This is a genomic window from Agrobacterium sp. 22-3639C2, assembly GCF_053522105.1.
This window is the reverse complement of record NZ_JBNWDB010000002.1, coordinates 558,530-582,969: the sequence shown is the minus strand read 5'-3', so window position 1 is coordinate 582,969 and position 24,440 is coordinate 558,530. Positions and strand designations below refer to the sequence as shown.

Here is a 24,440-nt window from a genome sequence, read left to right as displayed (position 1 = left end):
AACAAAATCTAGCCGTTCGGCACGTTTGTATCGGCTCGAAACAGCGCGGCGAGATTCATTTTTTAGGCGGTTGCCTAATCAAAAATCTTCGCTTACGTTCCAACTGCAACGTTTCAGTGAGGGAGGAGACTCATGCGAATGCGCTTTATTTCTGCGGCCTTTTTGGCCAGTGTTATGATTCCGGCGGGTGTCGCTGGGGCTACCGATCTTGAAGTTACCCATTGGTGGACATCGGGCGGTGAAGCCGCTGCCGTTGCCGAACTTGCCAAGGCTTTTGATGCCACCGGCAACAAGTGGGTGGACGGCGCTATTGCCGGTTCGGGCGGCACCGCCCGGCCGATCATGATCAGCCGTATCACCGGCGGCGACCCGATGGGTGCCACCCAGTTCAACCATGGCAGACAGGCGGAAGAGCTGGTGCAGGCCGGCCTGATGCGCGACCTGACCGATGTTGCCGAAAAGGGCAAGTGGAAAGACGTCATAAAGCCGGCAAGCCTGCTCGACAGTTGCACCATCGACGGCAAGATCTATTGCGCGCCGGTCAACATCCATTCCTGGCAATGGCTGTGGCTTTCCAACGAAGCGTTCAAGAAAGCGGGCGTCGAAGTTCCCAAGAACTGGACTGAATTTGCTGCCGCAGCACCGGCACTGAAAAAAGCCGGTATCCAGCCGCTCGCGCTCGGCGGTCAGGCATGGCAGGCCAACGGTCTGTTTGACACACTGACACTTTCGATCGGCGGCAAGGATCTTTATCAGAAGGTCTATGGCGACAAGGATGCCGAAGCAGCGGCCGGTCCCGACATGGCCAAGATTTTTGCGGCCGCCGTCGAGGCGCGCGACATGGCCAAGGGCACCAATGTTCAGGACTGGAACCAGGCCACCAACATGGTCATAACAGGCAAGGCCGGCGGCCAGATCATGGGTGACTGGGCGCAGGGCGAGTTCCAGCTTGCCAACCAGAAGGCGGGTACCGACTACACTTGCCTGCCGGGTCTCGGCCTTAACGACTATCTCACCACCGGCGGCGACGCCTTTTATTTCCCGCTGCTGAAGGATGAAGCAAAATCCAAGGCGCAGGACGTTCTGGCCGCAACCATCGTCGATCCTAAAACGCAGGTGGCTTTCAACCTTAAGAAAGGCTCGCTGCCGATTCGTGGCGACGTCGACCTCAATGCGGCCAATGACTGCATGAAGAAGGGTCTGGAAATTCTGGCCAAGGGCAATGCGCTGACCAGCACAGACCAGCTGATTTCTGCTGATACGCAGAAGCAGAAAGAAGACCTGATGGCAGAGTTTTTTGCCAGCGCGATGACTGCAGAAGATGCACAGAAGCGCTTCGCCGGCATCATCGGTTCCGCTGACTAACCGCAACCTCTTGTGCGGCGGGTGGCATCCATCCGCCGCAAGCTCCCTGCGGGATGCGTAAACGCGCAAGCCCGGAGGATTGGGGCAAGGTCTTTGAGACCTTGCCTGGCTATCAACGGCAACGTTACAGGAGGGTCATCCATGGCGGGTCTAGCGCGCTCCGGCCGCCCCAACCAGCTTTTCCGCAATCTCAATTCTAAGATTGCTTCCATTCCCATGATATTGACCGCCGTCGTGATTTTTCTCGGCGGAACGGTCTGGACGGTGATTTATTCATTCACCAATTCCAAGCTTCTGCCACGTGCAAGCTTCATCGGTTTCGACCAGTATGAGCGGTTGTGGGCCGCGCCGCGCTGGATCATTTCCATCCAGAATCTGGCGATCTACGGCATTCTGTCACTGATCTTCAGTCTGGTGATCGGCTTCGTGCTGGCGGCGCTGATGGATCAGAAGATCCGTTTCGAGAACACCTTCCGCACCATCTTCCTTTATCCCTTTGCTCTGTCGTTCATCGTAACCGGCCTTGTCTGGCAATGGCTGTTGAACCCGGAATTCGGCATTCAGTCCGTGGTCCGCTCGATGGGGTGGGAAAGCTTCACCTTCGACCCGCTTTATAATTCCGAGATCGTTATCTACGGCATCCTGATCGCGGCGCTCTGGCAGGGCACGGGGCTCGTCATGTGCCTGATGCTGGCCGGTCTTCGCGGCATAGACGAGGATATCTGGAAGGCGACGCGCGTCGACGGCATTCCGATGTGGAAGACCTATATCCTCATCATCATTCCCATGATGCGGCCGGTCTTCATCACCACGCTCGTCATTATCGCGAGCGGCATCGTCAAGGTGTACGATCTGGTGGTGGCGCAGACCAGTGGCGGACCGGGCATCGCATCCGAAGTGCCGGCGAAATATGTCTATGACTACATGTTCCAGGCGCAGAATCTGGGGCAGGGCTTTGCCGCCTCCACCATGATGCTTCTAACCGTCGCCATTATCGTCATTCCATGGGCGTACCTCGAATTCGGAGGCAAGAAGCGTGGCTAATATCAGCACATTGAACACGGTCGCCGCCGCAACCGATGCGGTTGCCACGGACCTTTCCGGTCCCCGCGGCAAGAAGCCGAAAAAAACGTTTTCCCGCCGCAACATCATTCTCTATGGCACGCTGTTTGTCGCTGCCGCCTATTACCTGCTGCCGCTTTACGTGATGGTCGTCACCTCTCTGAAGGGCATGCCGGAAATACGGCTCGGCAACATTTTCGCGCCACCGGTGGAAATCACCTTCGAACCCTGGGTGAAAGCCTGGGCGAATGCCTGCACCGGGCTGAACTGCGACGGGCTTTCACGCGGCTTCTGGAACTCGGTACGCATCCTCATACCGTCGGTCGTCATCTCGATCATCGTGGCTTCCGTCAGCGGTTACGCCATCGCGAACTGGAAGTTCAAGGGTTCGGAACTGTTCTTCTCGATCCTCATCATCGGCGCCTTCATCCCCTATCAGGTAATGATCTACCCGATCGTCATCGTGCTGCGCGAATTGGGCATTTATGGCACGCTGACCGGCCTCGTGATCGTGCACACGATTTTTGGCATGCCGATCCTGACGCTGCTCTTCCGCAACTATTTCGCGTCGCTGCCGGAGGAACTGTTCAAGGCGGCACGTATTGATGGCGCCAATTTCTGGCAGATCTATTTTCGCATCATGCTGCCCATGTCGCTGCCGATCTTCGTCGTGGCGATGATCCTGCAGGTCACCGGCATCTGGAACGACTTCCTGTTCGGTGTCGTGTTCACGCGGCCGGAATATTACCCGATGACAGTGCAGCTCAATAATATCGTCAACTCCGTGCAGGGCGTGAAGGAATACAACGTCAACATGGCCGCAACCCTTCTCACCGGGGCCGTGCCTTTGATCGTTTATTTCGTCTCAGGCAGGCTTTTCGTCCGTGGCATCGCCGCAGGCGCAGTAAAAGGTTGAGTTATATGAACAAAAGCGTTTCCATTCGCGATCTTTCCCTGTCCTTCGGTGCCGTTACCGTCCTGAAAGACCTCAATCTCGATATTTACGACGGCGAGTTCCTCGTGCTGCTCGGCTCTTCCGGCTGCGGCAAGTCGACACTTCTCAATTGCATTGCGGGCCTTCTGGAGCCAACCGACGGGCAAATCTTCATCAAGGACCGCAACGTTACCTGGGAGGAGCCGAAGGATCGTGGCATCGGCATGGTGTTCCAGTCCTATGCGCTTTATCCGCAGATGACGGTGGAGAAGAACCTCTCCTTCGGCCTTCAGGTGGCCAAGGTTCCGAAAGAGGAAATCGACCGGCGCGTCAAAAGGGCGGCGGGCATATTGCAGATCGAACCACTCCTGAAGCGCAAGCCCGCCGAGCTTTCCGGCGGCCAGCGCCAGCGCGTGGCGATCGGCCGGGCGCTGGTGCGCGATGTGGATGTGTTCCTGTTCGATGAACCGCTTTCCAACCTCGATGCCAAGCTGCGCTCGGAACTGCGCGTGGAGATCAAACGGCTGCACCAGGCGCTGAAAAACACCATGATCTACGTGACACACGATCAGATCGAGGCGCTGACACTGGCTGATCGTATCGCCATCATGAAAAGCGGCGTCATCCAGCAGCTTGCCGATCCCGTCACCATCTACAACAAGCCAAGGAACCTCTTCGTCGCGGGCTTCATCGGTTCGCCCTCGATGAATTTCCTGCGTGGCGAATTGATCGAGAAGGACGGCAAGGTGGTCTTCACCACCAACGGCGTCACCTTCTCACTGGATGGTTATCAGCCGGAGGCGCCGCTTGTCGCCGGTCGTGCCGTGGTTCTCGGTGTGCGTCCCGAACATGTGCGCGTCGATGCCGACATCGTCAGCGGCGAGGTGCATGAGGCGATCGTTGACATCGAGGAGCCGATGGGCGCCGACAATCTGATCTGGCTCAAACACGCCGGTCATACCCTGTCCGTGCGCGTTGGCGGCCACAGGCGGTTTGCGCCGGGCACCCGGGTTCGCCTCGGCCTAGACCTCACCATGGCCTCGCTGTTCGACGCACAGAGCGAAGAGCGGCTTTAGGAAGGGCCCCGTTTTACCCCCAACACCATCCCAAGCACCCACATCTCTATGGAGGAGATAATGACAGAACTCGGTTTCCAGCTTTACAGCGCCCGCAATTTCCAGCCGTTTTCCAATATTTTGAAGAAGCTTTCGGCGGCTGGTTACAAACAGGTCGAAGGTTACGGCGCCATGTACGCCTCGCTTGATGACGCTGGGTTGAACAGCCTGCGCTCCGAACTCGATGCCAATGGTCTTGCCATGCCGACCGGCCATTTCGGCCTCGACCTTCTCGAGGGTGATCCGAAAAAGGCTCTGAACATCGCCAAGGTTCTGGGCGTGGAAGCGATTTATTGCCCTTACCTGATGCCCGACCAGCGCCCGGCGGACGCGGCTGGTTGGTTCGCCTTCGGCAAGCGCCTGCAGGAAGCGGGTAAACCATTCGTGGATGCCGGGCTGACCTTCGGCTGGCACAACCACGATTTCGAGTTCAAGGTGCTCCCGGACGGCTCCACCCCGCAGGAGCAGATTTTTGCCGGCGGACCGGACCTGAAATGGGAAGCGGATATTGCCTGGATTATCAGAGGCAATGCCGATCCGCTCGCCTGGATCGAAAGCTACGGCAAGCGCATTACCGCCGTGCACGTGAAGGACATCGCACCATCAGGCGAAAATACGGATGAGGACGGCTGGGCGGATGTCGGCCACGGCACGGTGGACTGGAAGGCCCTCGTGGCAGCACTGAGGGCAAAATCCGCCACGAAACATTTCGTGGTCGAACACGACAATCCCAAGGATATCGATCGGCTGATCACTCGCTCCATCGCATCTTTCAAAACCTATTGAGCATCAATCCGGAGTTTCATCATGCAAAGGGAACTGGGCGTCGGCATCATCGGGTGCGGCAACATCTCGTCTGCTTACTTTTCGCTGGCACCGCTCTTCAAGGGCATCAAGGTGCTGGCCTGCGCCGACCTTAACCGCAATGCGGCGGAACTGAGGGCAGAAGAATTTGGCGTCACGGCGCAGTCGATCGAGGAACTCCTCGCCAACAAGGACATCGACGTGGTGGTGAACCTCACTATTCCCGCCGCGCATTTTCTCGTGTCGAAAGCGGCACTCGAGGCGGGTAAACACGTCTATTCGGAAAAGCCGCTGGTGCTTTCGCTGGAGGAAGGCGAGGAGTTGCGGCGCATCGCCCGCGAGAAGAACCTTTCCGTTGGCTGCGCGCCTGATACTTTCCTTGGCGGCGCGCATCAGCTTGCCCGGCAATATATCGACGAGGGCAAGGTCGGGCGCATCACCTCCGGCACCTGCCATGTGATGAGCCCCGGCATGGAGATGTGGCACCCCAATCCGGGCTTCTTCTTCCTGAAGGGGGGCGGGCCGATCCTCGATCTTGGCCCCTATTATGTGGCGAACCTCATCAACCTCATCGGCCCGGTCAAGCGCGTTGGCGCACTGACATCAATGGCCAACCCCACCCGAACGGTGACCAGCCAGCCGCTGAACGGCGAGATCATCCCGGTAGAAACGCCAACCAACATCCATGCGCTTCTGGAATTCGTGAACGGAGCAACGATCACACTTTCGGCCAGCTGGGATGTGTGGTCGCATCGCCACGCCAATATGGAACTTTACGGTACGGAAGGATCGATATACGTGCCGGACCCCAACTTCTTCGGCGGTGTGGTGGAGGCGAGCGGACGCGACAAAAATATCCAGCCGCTGGAAGACTGGGCGCATCCCTTCGGCATTGCCAACCAGGAAAGCCCGAATGGCCCGCGCGCCAATTATCGCACGGCAGGCCTGGCCGATATGGCGATTGCTATCCTTGAAGGCCGCGATGCCCGCTGCTCGCTGGATCGCTCCCTGCACGGTATCGACGTGATGACCTCCATCCTCAAATCCGGGGAAGAAGGCCGCTTCATCGAGATGACCACAACCTGCACGCAGCCGGCAGCACTCGGCATCGAGGAGGCGCAGGCGCTGCTGCGCTAAGCCCGGTTTATCGAAAAAAAGAGCCCGGCGCACTGCCGTTTTGCCGGGCTCCTTCCGCTCCGCCGCATCATGGGCGAGCTTCGTGTCTCAAAAGCCGATGAAAAAACCAAGCCAGCGTGCGACGGTCGTGACCATCCAGATCAGGAAGACGAACGGGGCGATCCCTATCGTGGCGACGAGCGTCGCGGAGGCTATGAAAAGTAAGACTGCAAGATTGCGCCTGAGCCCTGGGCGTCTGTTGCCGAGTGCCTTATCCATGACGCACGGTGGCCATCAGCCCACGAACGGTAAGGGTGACATAAAGCGTGCCTGCCAACGCCATCAAAATGCCGGAGCCGATGGAGCTGAGATCGCTTAGCGAAAAGAGGAACATAGAACCGGCCGCCATCGGCAACACCCTTCAAGAACTGCAACGTTCAGTCCGTTCTAGATCAAGCCGGTTTCCCGCTTATGTCGCGATTGTTTCGTCTTGTTGCTGCGGCGGGGCAATTTCGTGGATTGCGCGGAATTTCCGCTATTTCCGCAAAGCCCTTCACAATCGCTTCGCTTTGGTTTAAAGCCGCCCCCGTAATCCGGTCGCAGCCCACCCGGTCAAAACAAGGGATCCCAACGTATGAAAACCATCGTCATCTGCTCCGGCGGATTGGACTCCGTTTCGCTTGCGCACAAAATCGCGGCGGAACATGAACTTCTCGCTCTTGTCTCCTTCGATTACGGCCAGCGCCACAAGAAGGAGCTGGATTTCGCAGCCGACTGCGCAAAACGTCTCGGCGTGCCGCATCATGTCATCGACATCACAACCATCGGCGCGCACCTCACCGGTTCCGCGCTGACGGATGATATCGACGTGCCGGACGGACATTATGCGGAAGAGACCATGCGCTCCACGGTGGTGCCGAACCGCAACGCCATCATGCTGACCATCGCCTTCGGCCTTGCCGCCGCCCAGCAGGCGGATGCGGTGGCGATCGCCGTGCATGGCGGCGACCATTTCATCTATCCCGATTGCCGGCCGGGCTTCATCGACAGCTTTAATGCCATGCAGGCGCATGCGCTGGAAGGCTACGCAGACGTCACCTTGTTTGCGCCCTATGTCACCGTCTCCAAAGCGGCGATTGTGACTGACGCGGTCAAATACGGGACCCCATTTGGCGAAACCTGGTCCTGTTACAAGGGCGGCTCTCGCCATTGTGGCCGTTGCGGCACCTGCGTGGAGCGGCGCGAGGCCTTCCATCTGGCAGGTGTTACCGACCCGACGGACTATGAGGACCCGGATTTCTGGGTGGCGGCCACCCATGCTTATGCGGCACAGGAGGTGCGTTGATGTTTCGCATCACCAAGGAGTTCCATTTCTCCGCCTCTCACCAGCTGAAAAGCCTGCCCGCCGACCATCAGTGCGCCCGCCTGCACGGGCATAATTACATCGTTGAGGTCGAACTATCAGGCGAGGAGCTGAACGAGCACGGTTTCGTGCGTGATTACCACGAACTCGCGCCGCTGAAGCGCTACATCGACGATCATTTCGATCATCGCCACCTGAACGACGTTCTCGGCCATGACCGGGTGACAGCAGAATGTCTGGCGAAGCACTTTTACGATTGGTGCAAGACGAGCCTGCCGGAAACCAGCGCCGTGCGAGTGAGCGAAACCGCCAAGACCTGGGCGGAATACCGGCCATGACGGCGGCTGCACAGAAAGTTGCAGCGAAGGAAACAGCGATCCGCATCAGCGAAATCTTCGGCCCGACCATTCAGGGCGAGGGTTTGCTGATTGGTCTGCCTACCGTTTTCGTTCGCACTGGCGGCTGCGATTACCGCTGCTCCTGGTGCGATACGCTGCATGCCGTCGACAGCGAGTATCGCGACACATGGAAACCGATGTCCGTCGAGGCGATCTGGCAGGAGGTGCGACGGCTTTCCGGCGGTGTGCCGCTGACGGTGTCGCTTTCGGGCGGCAATCCCGCCATCCAGCCCCTTGGGCAACTAATCGCGAAGGGGCAGGGCGAGGGCTATAGGTTCGCGCTGGAAACGCAGGGCAGCATCGCAAAAGACTGGTTTGGCGATCTCGATCATCTGGTGCTGAGCCCGAAGCCACCATCGAGCGGCATGGAAACCGACTGGCAGGCCTTTGAAGACTGTCTTGCCGCCGCCGGCGATGGACCGCAGGTGGCGCTGAAGATCGTGGTGTTTGACGATGCGGACTATGCTTATGCCAAGGCTGCATCGGCCCGTTTCCCGCATTTGCCGATTTACCTCCAGCCCGGCAACCACACCCCGCCGCCGCCTGATGACGACAACGCGCGTGTGGATATCGATGGGATCATGGATCGCATGTTGTGGCTGGTGGACAAGGTCAGCGAAGACCGTTGGTTTTCCGCCCGGGTGCTGCCGCAGCTGCATGTGCTCTTGTGGGGGAATAGGCGAGGCGTTTGAGGTAGTACCTCCGTCATACAGCGCTAGATTCGGGGTGACGGGAGATAATAGTACACGCTGCAGTATTGGAAGCGGCGGCTTACGCCGCCGCGCCCTTGCAATTCAAGCCGAGACGGCCAGCTCCCGCCGTTCGCGGTCGGCGATGATCGAGAGATCAAGCACCTTCTGCAAATTCGCCGCGTGGCGGAAGTCCGGATCAGCAATGCCACCTTCCATGACGGCCTTGGCGAATTTTTCGTAATTCGTCGGCACCGGGTCGACATCGATTGTCTTCCAGATCGCCTTTTCCACATCGTCGCCGATGCAGGCCCGCAGGCTGGAATAGTCAGGCGTGTGAATCACCTCCAGCGCACCCTTGTCGCCGTGGATGCGCAGGCGCAGTTCGTTGAGATGGCCCGTTGCCCAGCGGCTGGCGTGAATGACGCCCATGGCGCCGTTTTCTAACTCGGCGGTCATGGTGAAGCTGTCATTGGCGTCGAGATCGTAGGCGCCGATCTTGTTGCCTTCATATTTGTCGAAGGTCTTCAGGCGCGTGAAGATCCGCTCCACATCGCTGCCCGCGCCATAGGAGGCGAAGTCGAGAATGTGGATGCCGACATCACCCAGAACACCGTTTGAGCCGTGCTTGGTGGAAAGCCGCCACAGCCACTTGCTCTCCGTCATCCAGTCGCCCCAGGCCTTGGAAACGAGCCAGCTCTGGAGATAGGAGGCTTCCAGATGGCGCACCTTGCCGATCTTGCCAGCCAGCACCATTTCGCGTGCCGCCTGCAAGGGGGCGACATTGCGATAGGTGAGGTTGACCATGGCAACAAGGCCCGCTTTTTCTGCGGCATCGGCCATTTCGGCGGCCTTGGCGTAGTTTTCCGCCAGCGGCTTTTCGCAGAAAACATGTTTGCCCGCCGCCAGAAGCTTGAGGCTGGTCGGGTGGTGGATGGCATCCGGCGTGACGTTTGCCGCCGCGTCGAACTCGCCCCAGGCAATCGCGTCATCCAGCGAGGTAAAGGAGAGTGGAATGTTGTGGCGAAGCGCAAAGCCCCGCACAACCACATCATCCACATCCACCGCAGCCACCAGTTCGACGCCGGGGATTTGCGAAAAATATGTGGCATGGTTGTTAGCCATGCCGCCGGTTCCGAGAATGAGAAGTCTCATGGCTGTTTACCTGTAACCTGCTTCGCCTGCCTTGTGCAGCTTGGGGCCGCGTTCTTCGATAGGCTCCAGCGCCTTGTCGACGGGAACGTTGGGGGCGTCATGAATGCTTTTCAGCGCGCCGACCGGATTATAGGCCCATTTCACCGAATTGCTGATGACCTTCTGTACATTGGCGTCGTGATAGGTCGGATAAGTCTCGTGACCGGGGCGGAAATAGAAGATGTTGCCTGCGCCACGGCGCCAGGTGAGGCCAGATCGGAAGACTTCGCCGCCCTGGAACCAGGAGATGAACACGGTTTCCAGCGGCTCCGGCACGGAGAACTGCTCGCCATACATCTCTTCGTTTTCCAGCTCGAAATGCTCGGGCAGGCCGGCTGCAATCGGGTGGCGCGGATTGATCGTCCACAGGCGTTCGCGTTCGCCCGCCTCACGCCATTTAAGCGCGCAGGGCGTACCCATCAGTCGCTTGAAAGGCTTGGAGAAGTGGCCGGAATGCAGGACGATGAGGCCCATGCCTTCCCAGACACGCTTGGCAACGCGCTCGACGATCTCATCCTGAACCGCACCGTGGTCCTTGTGGCCCCACCAGACCAGAACGTCGGTCTTGTCCAGACGCTCCTGCGAAAGGCCGTGTTCCGGTTCCTGAAGCGTGGCGGTGGTGGCGCTGATCTCAGGGTTGGTATTCAGCGCATCGGCAATGGTGTTGTGCATACCATCAGGGTAGATCGAACGCACCGTCTCGTTGATGTGTTCGTGGATATTTTCGCCCCATACAACGGTGTTGATGGTCATTTTCTTGCTCCTTGGTGAAAGCCGGAAGCTTGGGTGATCCGGCGAAAGTTAATTGTTCAGGCGGCGCCGCGCACGGGATTGCGCGCAAGGGCCTGGCCCTGCGCGTCGAAGCGGTGGATCTGCGCCGCATCCGGCACGAGAACGATTTTTTCTCCCGGCTTGCGGTCGGTCACGCCTTCCTCACGAACGACGATGGGTTCGCCAGCACCAATCTCGACATAGATGTAGCTGTCCGATCCCAGCATTTCCGAATGGATGATTTCGCCGTTCCAGCCGGTCTCACCGGCACCGATCGCAAGGTGTTCGGGGCGGATGCCGATGGTCGCGGCACCTTCGACTTCCGCATATTTGCCGGCAAGGAAGTTCATCTTCGGCGAGCCGATGAAGCCGGCAACGAAGGTGTTGACCGGGCTTTCGTAAAGCTCGAGCGGCGTGCCGATCTGTTCGACGCGGCCATCGCGCAGAACGCAGATGCGGTCGGCGAGCGTCATGGCTTCCACCTGATCATGGGTGACGTAGATCATCGTCGTGTCATGCATCTCCCGGTGCAGCTTGGCGATTTCGAGACGGGTTGCGACGCGCAGCGCCGCATCGAGGTTGGAGAGCGGTTCGTCGAACAGGAACACCTTCGGATCACGCACGATGGCACGGCCGATGGCGACACGCTGGCGCTGGCCGCCGGAAAGCTGCTTCGGCAGACGTTCCAGATAGGGCGTGAGCTGCAGCATTTCCGCTGCCGCCTCTACACGCTTGCGGCGCTGCTCCTTGTCGGCGCCTGAGAGTTTCATGCCGAAGGCCATGTTTTCGAATACGGTCATATGCGGATAAAGCGCATAGGACTGGAAGACCATGGCGACGCCACGCTTGGCGGGTGGCAGGCGGTTGACGGCTTCTCCGTCAAAGGAGAGCGTGCCGCCAGTGATTTCCTCGAGCCCGCAGATGAGGCGTAGCAGCGTGGACTTGCCGCAACCGGAAGGGCCGACGAAAACCATGAACTCGCCGGAGCGGATGTCCATGTCGATGCCCTTGATGACATCGAAGGCGCCGAAGGATTTGCGAAGATTGCGCAGTTGAATGGTGGTCATAAGTTTTCTCCTAGCCTTTGACGCCGCCGGCGGTGAGGCCGGAAATGATGCGTCGCTGGAAGATAAGAACGAGGACGACGAGCGGGGCGGTGACGATGACGGAGGCCGCCATGATCGTTCCCCAGGGGATTTCAAACTGCGAACCGCCCGAAAGAAGTGCGATGGCGACGGGCACCGTGCGCTGTTCGTTCGATGAGGTGAAGGTGAGCGCGAAGAGGAACTCGTTCCACGCCGCAATGAAGGCGAGGAGCCCTGTGGTGACGAGCGCCGGCCACATCAGCGGCATGAAGACCTGGGTGATGATGACCCATGGCGTTGCGCCATCGACGATTGCCGCTTCCTCGATTTCGATCGGCAGGTCGCGCATGAATGTCGTCAGCACCCAGACAGTGAAGGGCAGAGTGAAGATCATGTAGGAAAAGATCAGCGCGAGCGGCGTGTTGAAGATGCCAGCCCAGCGGATGAGTTCGAACAGGCCGGCGAGAACGGCGATCTGTGGAAACATCGAGACCGAGAGGATGGTGAGCAGAAGCAGCGAGCGGCCCCGGAAACGGACACGGGCCAGGGCATAGGACGCCGTTACCGCAAGGAACAGCGACAGTACGACGACTGAAGATGCAACGAACAGCGAATTGCCGAGATTGCGCAGGAACGTGCCGTTGCCGATGACGAAGTTGTAATTGGTCAGCGAGAATTCACGCGGCCAGTAGTTCACCTGGAACAGCGCTGAGCCGGATTTCAGGCTGGTCAGTATCGCGTAATAGAACGGGAATACCGAAATCACCATGATGACGGCGACCAGCGCATAAAAGGCGGTGGTTTTCAGGATGCTTGGCAGGGTCATCGCGAAGCTCCATCTGTGTTGACGCGCCCGAGCCACATATAAACGACTGTTATCGAGGCGATGATGAGGAACAGCATGGTGGAAGCGGCTGCGCCATAGGCGAACTTGTCGAAATCGAACAGGTTCTCACGCGCCAGCACCGACATCGTGCGGGTCTGGGCGTTATTCGGCGTCAGAATGTAGATGAGGTCAAAGACGCGCATCGCATCCAGCATACGGAAGATGACGGCAACCATGAGCGCTGGCCGGATCATGGGCAGGGTGACGCGGAAGAACACCTTGACGGGGTGGATACCGTCCACCTTCGCCGCCTCATACATGTCCTTCGGCACCATTTGCAGGCCGGCGAGAATGAGCAACGCCATGAAGGGCGTCGTCTTCCAGATATCGACAATGAGAACGGCGACCATTGCGGTGTCCGGATTGGCGGTCCATGCGATCTTGTGGGAGATCAGCCCGAGATTGAGGAACAGGTCGTTCAAGATACCGAACTGGTCGTTCAGCATCCACGCCCACATCTGCGCCGAAACGATGGTGGGAATGGCCCATGGAACGAGGATGGCGGCGCGCACCAGGCCGCGTCCCTTGAATTCCGCGTTCAGCACCAGCGCAACGATAAGGCCGAGAACGGTTTCGAAGCTGACCGAAAGGATGGTGAATTTCAGCGTGTTCAGAACCGCGCCCCACCAGGCGGGATCAGCCAACAGGCCGCGATAGATGGTGCGGCCGCTGCTGAGCGTGATCCAGGTGAGGTAGTTCTTGAAGCCAACGAATTGTGCGCCGTCGAGATTGGTCAGCGACGCGTCGGTGAGGCTGAACCAGACGGTGCGCACCAGCGGCCAGCCGGCCACCAGCGCTAGTACCAGAAACGTGGGGGCAAGGAACAGCCATGCGGATTTCAGGCGTTCCGACTGAAGGTCGGAGCCGGTGCCGGATGCCGCGACCGGTCTTTGAAGGGCGGTATCGTTCATGGGGATATCTCGCAGTTGGGGTGTGGGAAACGCTCAGGCGAGACCGCTTCCCACACGGGCCGGATTACCAGCCGTTGCCTTTGAGATCGGTCAGTTCGACTTCAAGGAGCTCAAGGTTTTCCGCCGCCGTGCCGTTGCCGGAGAGCGTGTTGTGCACGGCACCCCAGAATTTGGCCGAAACCTCGTTGTATTTCACCTTCGCCGAGGCAGAGGGGCGTGGAACGGCGGTCTGGAAAATCGGCTTCCATGTCGGCATGAAAGGCTGTGCGTCCGCGACATCCTTGTCGTCGTAAAGCGAGGCGATCGTGGGCATGTTGGAAAGCTGGATCGCACGCATCTTCTGGGTATCCTTTGATGCGAGGAACTTCACAAGTTGGATGGCAGCTTCTTGATCGTCGGAATATTTCGAAACGGCGAGGTTCCAGCCGCCGAGCGTTGAGGCGGGTGCCGCACCCTCTTCACCGGCCGGCAACGGCGTGACGCCGAATTTGCCCTTGATGGCACTGTCGGCACCGTTTCCAAGCGCATAGGCATAGGGCCAGTTGCGCATGAAGACGGAATTGCCGGTCTGCCAGACGCCACGTGCTTCCTCTTCCTTGTAGGCAAGCACGCCCTGCGGCGCGATGGTGCCGACCCAGCCCTTGGCGGCTTCGATCGCGGCTGCGGCTTTCTCGTTGTTGATGGAGATGTCGCCGTTGGTCTCAACGATATGACCCCCACCGGCTGATGCAATCCATTCCAGCGCGTTGCAGGTCAGACCTTCATAGGCGCTGCCCTGGAAGACGAAGCCCCAGAGGTCCTTCTGCCCGCCTTCGCGTTCCTTGTCCTGAATTTCCTTGGCGGTCTCGCCCAGTTCCTTCCAGGTTTTCGGCGGCTGCTTGCCGTATTTTTCCAGAAGGTCCTTGCGGTAGAACAGAGCGGGTGCATCGGTGAACATCGGCATGGCGACAAGCTTGCCGTCCACGGTCTGTGACGCCACGATGGAGGGGAAATGATCGCCAATGACATCCTTCGTCGCTTCGGTCAGATCCACGAATTGGTCGGAGAGCTGCGGCGCCCAGATCACGTCCGTCTGATAGACGTCGACATCCTTGTTGCCCGCGGCAAGCCATAGCCTGTACTGGCTGAACTGCTCACTGGACGATGACGGCATGGTGACAAGATTGACCTTGTGGCCGGTCTCTTTTTCGAAGGCGGCGATCCGCTCCTTGAAAAATGCAATGTTCTTGCCGGTCGAGTTGGCGGCGATGGAAAGTTCGGCCGCCTGCGCGGAAACTGCCGCAGACAGCACGCTGCCACACAGCAACAAAGTCTTCATGGAAATATTCATTGTCAAACTCCTCCGTTGACGCTTCCAATCATCCTCAAAATTGAAAGCGCTTTTGACTGGTGTGAAGTTCGCAAAAGCCGACAAATCTGTCAATACTCTTTCTTATGGCGTGGAAATTGGGCATCTTCGGGTGTTGCCACGGAGGGTTTGCCTTTCGAAACGGCGAACTGTAAGGTTTCAGGTGGGGATAAATTGAAAGCGATTTCAATTTTTGTCCGCTTGAAAAATCTGCGGCGGCGACGCATGCAGGAGCAAATTGGCAGAAAACATGAAGCTCAAGGAATTCGCAGAAAAGGTCGGGCTGTCGCCCACAACCGTCAGCCGTGCGCTTGGCGGCTATCCCGAGGTGCGTGAAGAAACGCGCCAGCGGGTGATGGATGCTGCGCTGAAATACGGCTACCGGCCCAATGTCAACGCGGTCAGGCTGGCAACAGGCAGGGCTGGCGCCATCGGTGTCGTGATGGGCCGTTCGGGCGGCGGGCATTTCTTTTCGGAATTCATGGGCGGCATGGCGACGCGGCTGGAAGGCGAAGAGACCGACATTCTCGTCAGCGTCACCGTCGACAATAACATTGAGGAAGAGCTCGCGATTTTCAGCCGGCTGGCGTCGAGCGGACGGGTGGATGGCATAATCGTGCATTCGCCGCGTCCGGAGGACGAGCGCATCGCGCTGCTCAATCGGCTGGGCGTGCCTTTCATCGTGCATGGCCGCTCGAAGACGGCGTTCGAGCACGCCTGGCTCGATATCGACAATCATGATGTGACGTATCGTCCGACAATCCATTTTCTGGAACGTGGCCACCGTCGCATCGCGATGATAAACGGCCCGACAGGCCGTACATTCGTGCAGGACCGCGAACAGGGTTTTCGTGATGCGCTCGCGACCCATGGCATCACGCCTGATCCGCGCCTCATGATGAGCGAGCATTTCAGCGAAGATGCCGCCTTCCGTTTCGCCCGCTCGCTGCTGGAGCAGACGCCGCGCCCGACCGCCTTCGTCGCCGGTGCGATGATGACGGCGCAGGGCGTCTATCGCGCGGCAACCCAGCTGGGACTGGTGATCGGCAAGGACGTGTCCGTCATCGCCCATGACGACGTGTTTCCTTACCTCACTCCGGAAAGCATGATGCCGCCGCTTTCCACCACCCGCTCGCCCATGCGCATGGCTGGCATGCGGGTTACAGACCTGCTTCTGCAGATCGTTGGCGGCCGTCCCGTCCGCGAGGTTCAGGAATTGTGGCCGGTCGAACTGATCTTGCGGGAATCGGTCGGTCCAGCCTGAGCTCGTCGCCATAGCTCACTGATTCCATTCCATTTTGTGAACGTCAATTGATTGCCGTTCGTCTTTCATCGCCTATACGGCAGCGTCATCTCGTGTATAATCGAAGCTGCACAGGCCTTTTGGAACAGGACCTGGGCCAGCGCGTTGAGGGGACGTGTTGAAGGAGGTGACCGATGTTTGAATTTTTAAAGCCGCAACAACAGACTGTGATCGATGATGTGGAGGCAACCGGTACCTATGCCGATGCGCTGCTCAACGTACCCAGCCCGGAACTGACCCGTTCCACCGCTCGCGAACACGGCCATGAGGCCCACTCCCGCGACTATTGCGAAAACCGCGATATTTCCCGCAGCTCGCTGGGTTTCGCCTGACCACTCGCAAAAGCTTCCCAAAAAAACGGAACTGACCGGCGTTTTCCTGCGTTTGCCCTGTACAATCCGCAGGGCGGCGCAATGAAACCGAAGGGACCTGACCGGCATTTGACCGATGGGCGAATTGGGTGTTGCGCCGCCTGAGGAGGGGCCGCGCGCTCGCGTCGTCCCAGCAGATGAAAGCGCATTTCGATTCCGCATTGGACGAAGCGCTTATATCCAGGAGCTGCAATGCCAACTCTTCCCGTTGAACCCTATCCAGACCCGCCAATGCCGGTGCCGCCACAGCCGGATATACCGCCGGTCAAAGAGCCGGAGCCCGAAAGGCTGCCGGACGAGGCGCCAAACCCCCATCCAGATGAAAACGACGGACCGCCCAAGGTATTGTAGGTTTCAGGCTTGTTCGAATTTCCTGCTGAGGAAGGCCGAGCCTTCAAGTCCGAACCGCCACGGATAATCCTGCGCGCGGCTTATGCCGATGCGTCTGCCGCTGGTAACGGCAGCGGCCTCCTTTGGCAGGCGGAGGAAAAACGGCGGGCGGTCCAGCGCTGCTCCGTCCATTTCTCCGGTAATGGCCAAGGCCTGACAAAGCCTGCCGGGGCCGGAACATAACAGTTTCAGTTTGTCAGTTCGTCGCCGCAGTTTCATCATGTCTATGCCGGTGAGGGGTTCGATGGCGCGCAGAAGCACGGCGGAGCCCGGAGCGCATACGAAGTTTGCGCACCAGTGAATGCCGTAGGAGCGGTAGACATAGAGATGGCCGGCCGGGCCGAACATCGCCTTGGTGCGCGGGGTCTGCCCATTGAAACTATGGGATGCCGGATCATCAGGATGATAGGCTTCGGTTTCCACGATGATGCCGCCGGTATTGCCAACGCGGAATTCCACGCCGATGAGGGCGCGGGCAACGTCAACGGGATCGCGCTGAAAGAAGCGCTCCTGCATTTCCGGGCCCAAGGCCTGATCCATCTGGAACCCCTTCTGCTCTGCCATCGTTGTGAATTCAGGTTTCAGTGTGTTGTCGCATCGGGTTACGCCGATGCTTTTTCAAATCGGAGGGCATGTCATGCAACTTTCTACGACCTATGTAAAACGGGATAACGGAGTGATTTCCGTGGAATTTGTCGGCAGCGACGGCGATCAGGTCTCGGTCCGCCTTGCCGACGGTCTTGATGGCATCGACGATGCGGAGGCCATCAAACGCGCGAGCGCGGTGATGGTTCAGCTGACGGCATTCGGAACGCGTCAAGGCGCCGATGCGCCGTCGCAGTTTTCCGCTCTCGGCACGGCGCAGGATGAAGCCCCGCACGGTCAGGCGAGCGCCCGCACATCGAAGGATCGTGACATTCTTGAAGAGGAACTGGAAGAGGGGCTGGAAGACAGTTTTCCGGCGAGCGACCCCGTCTCGGCAACGGTCACCTCGATCGCGTCGAGAAAAGGAGGGCTGTGACCTTGGCCAATGGTAAAGTCGCCCTCGTCACCGGCGCTGGCTCCGGCATCGGCCGGGCTGCTGCCCTTCATCTGGCTGCGAAAGGCTTTTCCGTAGGCCTTCTCGGCCGTACCGAATCTGAATTGCAGGCAGTGGAAAATGAGATTTCCGCCTTATCTGGCGCTTCTAAGGTCCTCGTCGCCGATGTGGCGGAAGAGGCAGCTATGCGACACTCCGTCGCAGAGCTTGCCGATGCTTTCGGCCGTCTGGATGTCGTAGTGGCCAATGCGGGCGTCAACGGCGTCTGGGCGCCGATTGACGAGCTGACGCCTTCGGAGTGGGACGATACGATCCGCATCAACCTGCGCGGCACCTATCTAACTATCCATGCCAGTGTGCCGCATCTGAAGGCGGCAGGTGGCGGCTCCATCATCATCGTCTCTTCCATCAACGGCACACGCACTTTCAACTCGCCGGGCGCTACCGCCTATTCGGTGACGAAGGCCGGGCAGCTTGCCATGGCCCAGCAACTGGCGCTGGAGCTCGGGCGTCATCGCATCCGTGTCAACGCGGTGTGTCCGGGCGAAATTGAAACGGCGATTGACGAAAATACCGACATACGCGGGCGCGACAGGACCGAAGTGCCAGTCCGTTTCCCGGCGGGTGACATTCCGGTCACCGGCGGGGTTGCAGGGACGAGCGAGGATGTTGCTGCATTGATCGGTTTTCTGGCATCGGACCAGTCGCGCCATATCACCGGAACGCCGGTATGGATCGATGGCGGGCAGGGGCTTCTTCGGTAGCGGCAGTTCCATCACAGGCTTGTGTGCGTATGATTAACGAATGGGTAACGTCTGTTCACGAGACTTTGTCCTTGCGGGAGGTTGCCGCCATATGGCCACCTTCGCTAGTTAAGCCTCTGCCACAAAGGCGGGCAAATCGGGCGGGCAGAACGATCCATGGGTGTGAATGCATTGCTGAACTTCGCAAGTGCGGGGCTGCGGCGCAGGGTAAAAGCGGGAATTAGAATAGCTGCGGTCGTCGCGATCGGCAGCGGTCTCGCCGCGTGCACCTCCATGGGTCTCGACAGCGTCAAAAAGGACCCGCCGAAGCTGTCATCCAAGATGATGGCGCAGATGTCTGCCAAGAGCATGCGCCCGGAAAGCCCGGTTCTCGTTCGCATTTTCAAGCAGGAAAGCGAGCTTGAGGTCTGGAAGATCGACAAGACCGGTAATTATGCGCTGCTCAAGACCTATCCCATGTGCCGCTGGTCCGGAAAACTTGGCCCGAAGACGAAGACGGGCGACCGGCAGGCGCCGGAAGGATTTTATCATGTCTCCGCAGGCATGCTGAACCCCAATTCGCAATATTACGTCTCCTTCAATCTCGGCTATCCCAACCGGCTGGAATCGGCGCTTGGTTACACCGGCGAAGCGTTGATGGTGCATGGTGCCTGTTCTTCGTCGGGCTGTTACGCGATGACCGATCAACAGGTCGGCGAGATTTATGCGGTCGTGGCGCGCGCGCTGCAGGGCGGGCAGGACCGCTTTCAGGTTCAGGCCTATCCCTTCCGCATGAGCGCGCGGAACATGGTGGCGAATCGGGACGATCCCAATATGCCCTTCTGGAAGACGCTCAAGGAAGGCTATGACTATTTCGAGGTGACGCGCCGCCAGCCAAAGGTTTCCGTTTGTGGCCGGCGATACGTTTTTAACAGCGAATTTGCCGGCGGTGAGCCTGCCGATCCGCTGGCGGCCTGCCCACCTGCGATAAACCAGCCGGACCCCTTGGTGGCGTCGAAAATGGCCGAAGAGCAACAGAAATTTGCCGCCGCGATGAACGAGGGAACTTCTGCCCCGGTCAGCGCGTATGTAGACGGCGGCATGCACCCGAGCTTCCGTGCCATCCTGAAATCCAGTGGCGCAAAGGCCATGGCATCGCAGGTCTCCGGCACGAAGTACCCTATAAGCCGCCCCGAGGCGGCGCTGGCAGATCCCTTTGCCAGCGCAAGATGACGCAGATGAGGTTTTTCAATTGAACGACACGACAACGACCCGGCGAGGTTTCCTGCTTGGAGCGGGCGGATTGGCGCTGGCCGGCCTTGCAGGCTGCAACACCACCGCGCGTGAGGCCACACGGCCAACAGCCCCGGCCGACGACCCGATGTATGCCTTGATGTACGGTCCGAAGCCCGACGAGCAGTTTCCGTTGCCGGAAATTCCCTACAAGCGGATCCCGCGCCAGTTCCTGCGTCAAATGGTGGAAAATCCCACCGGTGAGCGTCCCGGCATCATTGTGGTCGATACCGCCAACCATTTCCTTTATCTCACCTACGAGAACAACCAGGCCATGCGTTATGGCGTCGGTCTCGGCCGCGCGGGCTTCGAATGGGCCGGACGCGGCGTTATCCAGTACAAGCGTCAATGGCCGCGCTGGACGCCGCCCGACGAGATGATTGCCCGCCAGCCTGAGCTGGAACCCTATAGCGGCCGCAATGGCGGCATGGAGCCGGGCCTCAAGAACCCGCTCGGTGCGCGTGCACTTTATATCTTCAAGGACGGCAAGGACACGATCTACCGTCTGCACGGCTCGCCGGAATGGTGGACGATCGGCAAGTCGGTTTCCTCCGGCTGCGTGCGTCTGCTGAACCAGGATATTGTCGACCTCTATAACCGTGTGCCTGATGGTACGCCGATTGTGGTGACGGCGCTCGGGCCCGCACAGCAGGGTGTTCCTATCGGGCAGGCAGGCGTGCCCGTGGCGCAGTATGGCGGCGGCGTGGTCGGCGACGGCCTGTCGCAACCAATGCAGACCTATTGATAGACGAAATTTCCAGCCGCCTGAGAGGGCGGCTGGAAATGGCTAATGAATGAAGGCGCAATCACAGCGCTTCGATACTGCGGCTGCCGGCTCGATCTGCGGCAGCGACCTCAGGCAACGCGACGGGTAACGTCGCGGCTACCGGCACTTTCCATTTCCAGACGGAACCGCGATACAAGCGAGCGCAGCTTTGCCGTTTCGGCGGCGAGCATTGCAGAAGCCGCAGTGGATTGTTCCACCATGGCAGCATTTTGCTGGGTGGCGTGATCCATGGAGTTTACCGCCGCGTTGATTTCGGCAAGACCGGTCGATTGTTCGGTCGCCGATGTGGCGATGGCGTTCATATGGCGATCGATGCCCGCGATACGCTCGCCGATCTCCTTCAGCGCCGTGCCGGTGTCGAGAACCAGTTTCACGCCGCTTTCCACTTCCGTCGAGGATTGCCGGATATGATCGCGGATTTCGCTTGCGGCCTTTGCTGCGCGCTGGGCGAGATCGCGCACTTCCTGCGCCACTACCGCAAATCCCTTGCCGGCTTCACCGGCGCGCGCGGCTTCCACGCCTGCATTCAACGCCAGAAGATTTGTCTGGAAGGCGATCTCGTCTATGGCGCCGACGATGCCGGTGATCTGCCGGGACGAGGTTTCGATGCGGCGCATCGCCTCTTCCGCATGGCTGACAACTTCCACAGATTTCAGTGCGCTGTGGTTGGCATCGGTGGCGGCGAGCCGCGCTTCGGCGGCACGCTTGTTGGCGTTTGAAACATTGACCGTGATTTCATCGAGAGCTGCTGCTGTCTGTTCCAGAGACGCTGCCTGATTTTCCGTGCGGCGGGAAAGATCGCCGGCACCTGCGGCGATTTCCCGGCTGCTGCCGTCAATGGTGCTGATGCCATCGGAAATGGCGAACAGCGTTTCGCCGAGTTGACGCACTGAGCTGTTGAAATCGTGACGCAAGGCCTCGAATTGAGGGGCAAAGGCCTGATCGAGCTGAAAGGCCAGATCGCCCGATGCCAGCCGCTTCAGTCCTGTCGCAAGACCGGAAGTGGCGATGCGCAGCCGCTCTGACGCATCGTCCTCCGCTTGCTGTCGCGCCGCCGCCTGATCGGCTTCTGCCTGCAGTCTGGCTGCTGCGGCCTGTTCTTCGAGCGCCCGATTGGCAATCGCCGCCTGCCGGAATATTTCGACCGCGCCGGACATGGAGCCGATCTCATCCTTCCGGTCCATGCCGGAAGGAGGTTGTGACGTGTCGCCGCTGGCAAGGATTTCCATCGTCTTCGACAGGCGCAGGATTGGACCCGTTACCGTTTTGCGGGTGAGGATAAAGAGGCCTACGCAGAAGAGTGTCGCCAGAACCAGCAGCCCTTCTAATACGAGCTCGATTACCGCCTTCGTCTCCTGGCTTTCCGCGACAGTTGCTTCGGAAAGCGCGTCGATCTGTTCGCTCGCCGTTTCCATCGCGGTTTCGAGAGTGGTGAACTGGCGCATGAAGTCCGGAATCATTTTTGTCGCCGCGCCCGGATCGGCGTTGACGAGGCCAACCACCGTTTTGGCGCTTTCAAGATAGGACTGAAGCGGTTTTTCAACGCTCTCAATAACGGCTTTGGCGTTCGTACCTTCGGTAAGCGCCTTGTTTAGCTTCAATGCTTCAAGGAAAGTGGCTTCATGTTCGGCAAGGTCGGCCTTTACCGCGTCGAACGACAGGCCCATCGTATCATTCGTGGAAAGAATGGCTGCCAGCACGTCTGAGCGCAGCGCATCGTGCATCATGTCGGCACGCATATGATTGTGAAGTATCTCGGCGGACCGCGATACATCCGTACTATTGCGATTGAGCGTATTCGTCGCCCAGATACCGACCCCCGCCGCGCTTCCGGTGATGGAAAAGATTGCAATGCTTGCAAATATAATTTTTTTCTGAATCGACGCCATGAGGCCATTCCCGCTCGGTTGGTTATACTACGGGAAATTAATAGAATATGCTTAAGAAATGATCTATTTTTGTTGCGGTCTTGATAAATGCAAAAAAAGGCTGCAATAGAAATTGCAGCCTTTTATTTATTAGAGATTTATACTTTTAATCCGCTCTTTTCAGCGCGTCGCCCAAGATCGAGACGATATCGTCGAAATGGGATTTTTCGGCGATAAGCGGCGGCGAAAGGGCAATGATATCGCCCGTGACGCGAATGAGCAGACCGCGCTCGAAGCAATCCACGAAAACGTCATAGGCGCGTGCGCCGATAGCTCCATCACGCGATTGCAGCTCGATGCCGGCGATGAAGCCGATGGTGCGGATGTCGATGACATTGGGCAGGCCCTTCAGCGAATGGATGGCGTCGTGCCAGACATCCTGCATTTCTGCCGCGCGGGTAAAGAGCCCTTCGTCGCGGTAGATGTTGAGCGTGGCGATGCCGGCGGCGCAGGCAACCGGATGTCCGGAATAGGTATAGCCGTGGAACAGCTCTATCTGGTTGTCAGGCCCATGCATCAACGCATCGTGCACCTTGCGGCTGGTAAAAACCGCACCCATCGGGATTGCGCCGTTGGTCAGCCCCTTGGCGGTGGTAACGATGTCAGGCGTCACGCCGAAGTAGTTGCTGGCAAAGGACGAGCCCATACGGCCGAAACCGGTGATAACCTCATCGAAGATCAACAGAATGCCGTGCTTGTCGCAGATGGCCCGCAGGCGCTCCAGATAACCCTTCGGCGGCACCAGCACGCCGGTGGAGCCGGCAACCGGTTCAACGATACAGGCCGCGATTGTTTCGGCCCCATGCAGAGCAACCAGCCGTTCCAGATCGTCTGCCAGTTCGGCACCATGCTCGGGCTGGCCCTTTACGAAGCTGTTTTTCGCCAAATCGTGGGTATGACGCAGGTGGTCGGCCGGGATTTGCGGAAAAACACGGCGGTTGTTGACAAGGCCGCCAACGGAGATGCCGCCGAAACCGACGCCGTGATAACCGCGCTCACGGCCGATCAGACGGCTGCGGGTGCCCTGACCGATGGCGCGCTGATAGGCGATCGCAATCTTCAGCGCCGTATCGACTGATTCAGAACCCGAGCCGGTGTAGAACACGCGGTCGAGCTTCGCGCCTTCCGGGCCAGGCGCGATTTCCGCCAGCCGCTCGGCGAATTCGAAGGCGACGGGATGGCCCATCTGAAACGAGGGCGCATAATCCATGGTCGAAAGCTGGTGTTTGACGGCGGATGCAATCTGGTGGCGGCCATGGCCGACATTGACGCACCACAGGCCAGCTGTACCGTCGAGAACCTGACGACCGTCATTGCTGGTGTAATACATGCCCTCCGCGCTCGTCAGCAGGCGGGGATTGGCCTTGAACTGCCGGTTGGCGGTAAATGGCATCCAGTAGCTGTCGAGTGAGGTGGAGTTGGATCGGTTGGGGTTGTCCATAACGGTTCTCCTGTTCGGTGCCGGTGATTGAAAGCTATTTTCCGGGCTGAACAAGCCCTTTTCTCGCTGTGGCCAAGCCATTGAAAATGTTATAGGCGGGAAAG

Annotated in this window: 25 protein-coding genes; 15 read left to right on the top strand and 10 right to left on the bottom strand. The window is 59.0% G+C overall.

From position 1 onward, the window contains the following. Positions 1 to 132 precede the first annotated feature (132 nt). The 6 genes from ACQZ6D_RS10365 (at position 133) to ACQZ6D_RS10340 (ending at position 6,417) form a co-directional block, all read left to right on the top strand. Entirely contained in the window at positions 133 to 1,365 is a 1,233-nt protein-coding gene (locus ACQZ6D_RS10365; protein ID WP_026330684.1) for an ABC transporter substrate-binding protein, read from the top strand. Positions 1,366 to 1,506: 141 nt separating this feature from the next. After that, entirely contained in the window at positions 1,507 to 2,409 is a 903-nt protein-coding gene (locus tag ACQZ6D_RS10360) for a carbohydrate ABC transporter permease (protein WP_003510951.1), read from the top strand. Further along, a complete protein-coding gene (locus ACQZ6D_RS10355) occupies positions 2,402 to 3,343 on the top strand; it encodes a carbohydrate ABC transporter permease (protein WP_003510950.1) in 942 nt (313 codons plus the stop codon). The genes ACQZ6D_RS10360 and ACQZ6D_RS10355 overlap by 8 nt, the downstream gene beginning before the upstream one ends. 5 nt (positions 3,344 to 3,348) lie before the next feature. Next, positions 3,349 to 4,437, top strand: coding sequence for an ABC transporter ATP-binding protein (locus ACQZ6D_RS10350; protein ID WP_003510949.1), 1,089 nt, complete (start codon positions 3,349 to 3,351; stop codon positions 4,435 to 4,437). 60 nt (positions 4,438 to 4,497) lie between these two features. Continuing rightward, positions 4,498 to 5,262 (top strand): sugar phosphate isomerase/epimerase family protein, encoded by a 765-nt coding sequence (locus ACQZ6D_RS10345; protein WP_013761597.1) that lies wholly within the window; start codon positions 4,498 to 4,500, stop codon positions 5,260 to 5,262. A 21-nt stretch (positions 5,263 to 5,283) separates the two neighbouring features. Then, positions 5,284 to 6,417 (top strand): Gfo/Idh/MocA family protein, encoded by a 1,134-nt coding sequence (locus tag ACQZ6D_RS10340; protein ID WP_111800235.1) that lies wholly within the window; start codon positions 5,284 to 5,286, stop codon positions 6,415 to 6,417. Positions 6,418 to 6,667: 250 nt separating this feature from the next. Here the strand turns inward: ACQZ6D_RS10340 and ACQZ6D_RS10335 are convergent, their stop codons facing one another. Next, positions 6,668 to 6,805: a hypothetical protein gene (locus ACQZ6D_RS10335; protein ID WP_174003429.1), complete on the bottom strand. Its 138-nt coding sequence runs from the start codon at positions 6,803 to 6,805 to the stop codon at positions 6,668 to 6,670. 225 nt (positions 6,806 to 7,030) lie between these two features. On the opposite strand from ACQZ6D_RS10335, the gene queC reads away from it, so the two are divergent. The 3 genes from queC to queE are packed head-to-tail and all read left to right on the top strand — an operon-like array spanning position 7,031 to position 8,849. After that, positions 7,031 to 7,741, top strand: coding sequence for a 7-cyano-7-deazaguanine synthase QueC (queC, locus tag ACQZ6D_RS10330; RefSeq protein ID WP_013761594.1), 711 nt, complete (start codon positions 7,031 to 7,033; stop codon positions 7,739 to 7,741). Continuing rightward, a complete protein-coding gene (queD, locus tag ACQZ6D_RS10325; RefSeq protein ID WP_003510937.1) occupies positions 7,741 to 8,097 on the top strand; it encodes a 6-carboxytetrahydropterin synthase QueD in 357 nt (118 codons plus the stop codon). Before queC ends, queD begins: the two co-directional genes overlap by 1 nt. Further along, positions 8,094 to 8,849, top strand: a complete 756-nt coding sequence (gene queE / locus ACQZ6D_RS10320; protein ID WP_013761593.1) for a 7-carboxy-7-deazaguanine synthase QueE — start codon at positions 8,094 to 8,096, stop codon at positions 8,847 to 8,849. Before queD ends, queE begins: the two co-directional genes overlap by 4 nt. 102 nt (positions 8,850 to 8,951) lie before the next feature. Here the strand turns inward: queE and ACQZ6D_RS10315 are convergent, their stop codons facing one another. The 6 genes from ACQZ6D_RS10315 to ACQZ6D_RS10290 form a co-directional block, all read right to left on the bottom strand. Continuing rightward, positions 8,952 to 10,001 (bottom strand): Gfo/Idh/MocA family protein, encoded by a 1,050-nt coding sequence (locus ACQZ6D_RS10315; protein WP_003510934.1) that lies wholly within the window; start codon positions 9,999 to 10,001, stop codon positions 8,952 to 8,954. Positions 10,002 to 10,007: 6 nt separating this feature from the next. After that, positions 10,008 to 10,793, bottom strand: a complete 786-nt coding sequence (locus ACQZ6D_RS10310) for a ThuA domain-containing protein (protein ID WP_003510932.1) — start codon at positions 10,791 to 10,793, stop codon at positions 10,008 to 10,010. A gap of 56 nt (positions 10,794 to 10,849) precedes the next feature. Beyond that, the gene (locus ACQZ6D_RS10305) at positions 10,850 to 11,878 is read right to left on the bottom strand and encodes an ABC transporter ATP-binding protein (RefSeq protein ID WP_013761592.1); all 1,029 of its coding nucleotides are present in this window, start codon (positions 11,876 to 11,878) and stop codon (positions 10,850 to 10,852) included. A 10-nt stretch (positions 11,879 to 11,888) separates the two neighbouring features. Beyond that, positions 11,889 to 12,722, bottom strand: a complete 834-nt coding sequence (locus ACQZ6D_RS10300) for a carbohydrate ABC transporter permease (protein ID WP_003510927.1) — start codon at positions 12,720 to 12,722, stop codon at positions 11,889 to 11,891. Next, positions 12,719 to 13,693, bottom strand: coding sequence for a carbohydrate ABC transporter permease (locus tag ACQZ6D_RS10295; protein WP_013761591.1), 975 nt, complete (start codon positions 13,691 to 13,693; stop codon positions 12,719 to 12,721). The genes ACQZ6D_RS10300 and ACQZ6D_RS10295 overlap by 4 nt, the downstream gene beginning before the upstream one ends. A gap of 64 nt (positions 13,694 to 13,757) precedes the next feature. Next, the gene (locus ACQZ6D_RS10290; protein ID WP_025595656.1) at positions 13,758 to 15,023 is read right to left on the bottom strand and encodes an ABC transporter substrate-binding protein; all 1,266 of its coding nucleotides are present in this window, start codon (positions 15,021 to 15,023) and stop codon (positions 13,758 to 13,760) included. A gap of 268 nt (positions 15,024 to 15,291) precedes the next feature. Between ACQZ6D_RS10290 and ACQZ6D_RS10285 the strand changes: the two genes are divergently transcribed. Next, the gene (locus tag ACQZ6D_RS10285; RefSeq protein ID WP_035200558.1) at positions 15,292 to 16,305 is read left to right on the top strand and encodes a substrate-binding domain-containing protein; all 1,014 of its coding nucleotides are present in this window, start codon (positions 15,292 to 15,294) and stop codon (positions 16,303 to 16,305) included. Between the two features lie 173 nt (positions 16,306 to 16,478). Beyond that, on the top strand, positions 16,479 to 16,676 hold the full coding sequence (locus ACQZ6D_RS10280) for a hypothetical protein (protein WP_003510923.1): 198 nt from the start codon (positions 16,479 to 16,481) through the stop codon (positions 16,674 to 16,676). Between the two features lie 393 nt (positions 16,677 to 17,069). Here ACQZ6D_RS10280 and ACQZ6D_RS10275 read toward each other — a convergent pair whose 3' ends face one another. Continuing rightward, on the bottom strand, positions 17,070 to 17,645 hold the full coding sequence (locus ACQZ6D_RS10275) for a DNA-3-methyladenine glycosylase (RefSeq protein WP_448729903.1): 576 nt from the start codon (positions 17,643 to 17,645) through the stop codon (positions 17,070 to 17,072). Positions 17,646 to 17,742: 97 nt separating this feature from the next. Between ACQZ6D_RS10275 and ACQZ6D_RS10270 the strand changes: the two genes are divergently transcribed. The 4 genes from ACQZ6D_RS10270 to ACQZ6D_RS10255 all read left to right on the top strand — a co-directional run bounded on the left by ACQZ6D_RS10270 (position 17,743) and on the right by ACQZ6D_RS10255 (position 20,925). Further along, positions 17,743 to 18,126, top strand: coding sequence for a hypothetical protein (locus tag ACQZ6D_RS10270; RefSeq protein WP_025595660.1), 384 nt, complete (start codon positions 17,743 to 17,745; stop codon positions 18,124 to 18,126). After that, a complete protein-coding gene (locus ACQZ6D_RS10265) occupies positions 18,123 to 18,908 on the top strand; it encodes an SDR family oxidoreductase (protein WP_025595662.1) in 786 nt (261 codons plus the stop codon). Before ACQZ6D_RS10270 ends, ACQZ6D_RS10265 begins: the two co-directional genes overlap by 4 nt. A 156-nt stretch (positions 18,909 to 19,064) precedes the next feature. After that, positions 19,065 to 20,120, top strand: a complete 1,056-nt coding sequence (locus ACQZ6D_RS10260) for a L,D-transpeptidase family protein (RefSeq protein ID WP_448729902.1) — start codon at positions 19,065 to 19,067, stop codon at positions 20,118 to 20,120. 19 nt (positions 20,121 to 20,139) lie between these two features. Further along, a complete protein-coding gene (locus ACQZ6D_RS10255; protein WP_035251547.1) occupies positions 20,140 to 20,925 on the top strand; it encodes a L,D-transpeptidase in 786 nt (261 codons plus the stop codon). A gap of 110 nt (positions 20,926 to 21,035) precedes the next feature. On the opposite strand, the gene ACQZ6D_RS10250 is transcribed toward ACQZ6D_RS10255, so the two are convergent. Continuing rightward, positions 21,036 to 22,856, bottom strand: a complete 1,821-nt coding sequence (locus ACQZ6D_RS10250; RefSeq protein WP_003510912.1) for a methyl-accepting chemotaxis protein — start codon at positions 22,854 to 22,856, stop codon at positions 21,036 to 21,038. 145 nt (positions 22,857 to 23,001) lie between these two features. Then, complete coding sequence (aptA, locus tag ACQZ6D_RS10245) at positions 23,002 to 24,336, bottom strand: omega-aminotransferase AptA (protein WP_003510911.1); 1,335 nt, start codon at positions 24,334 to 24,336, stop codon at positions 23,002 to 23,004. Positions 24,337 to 24,440 lie beyond the last annotated feature (104 nt).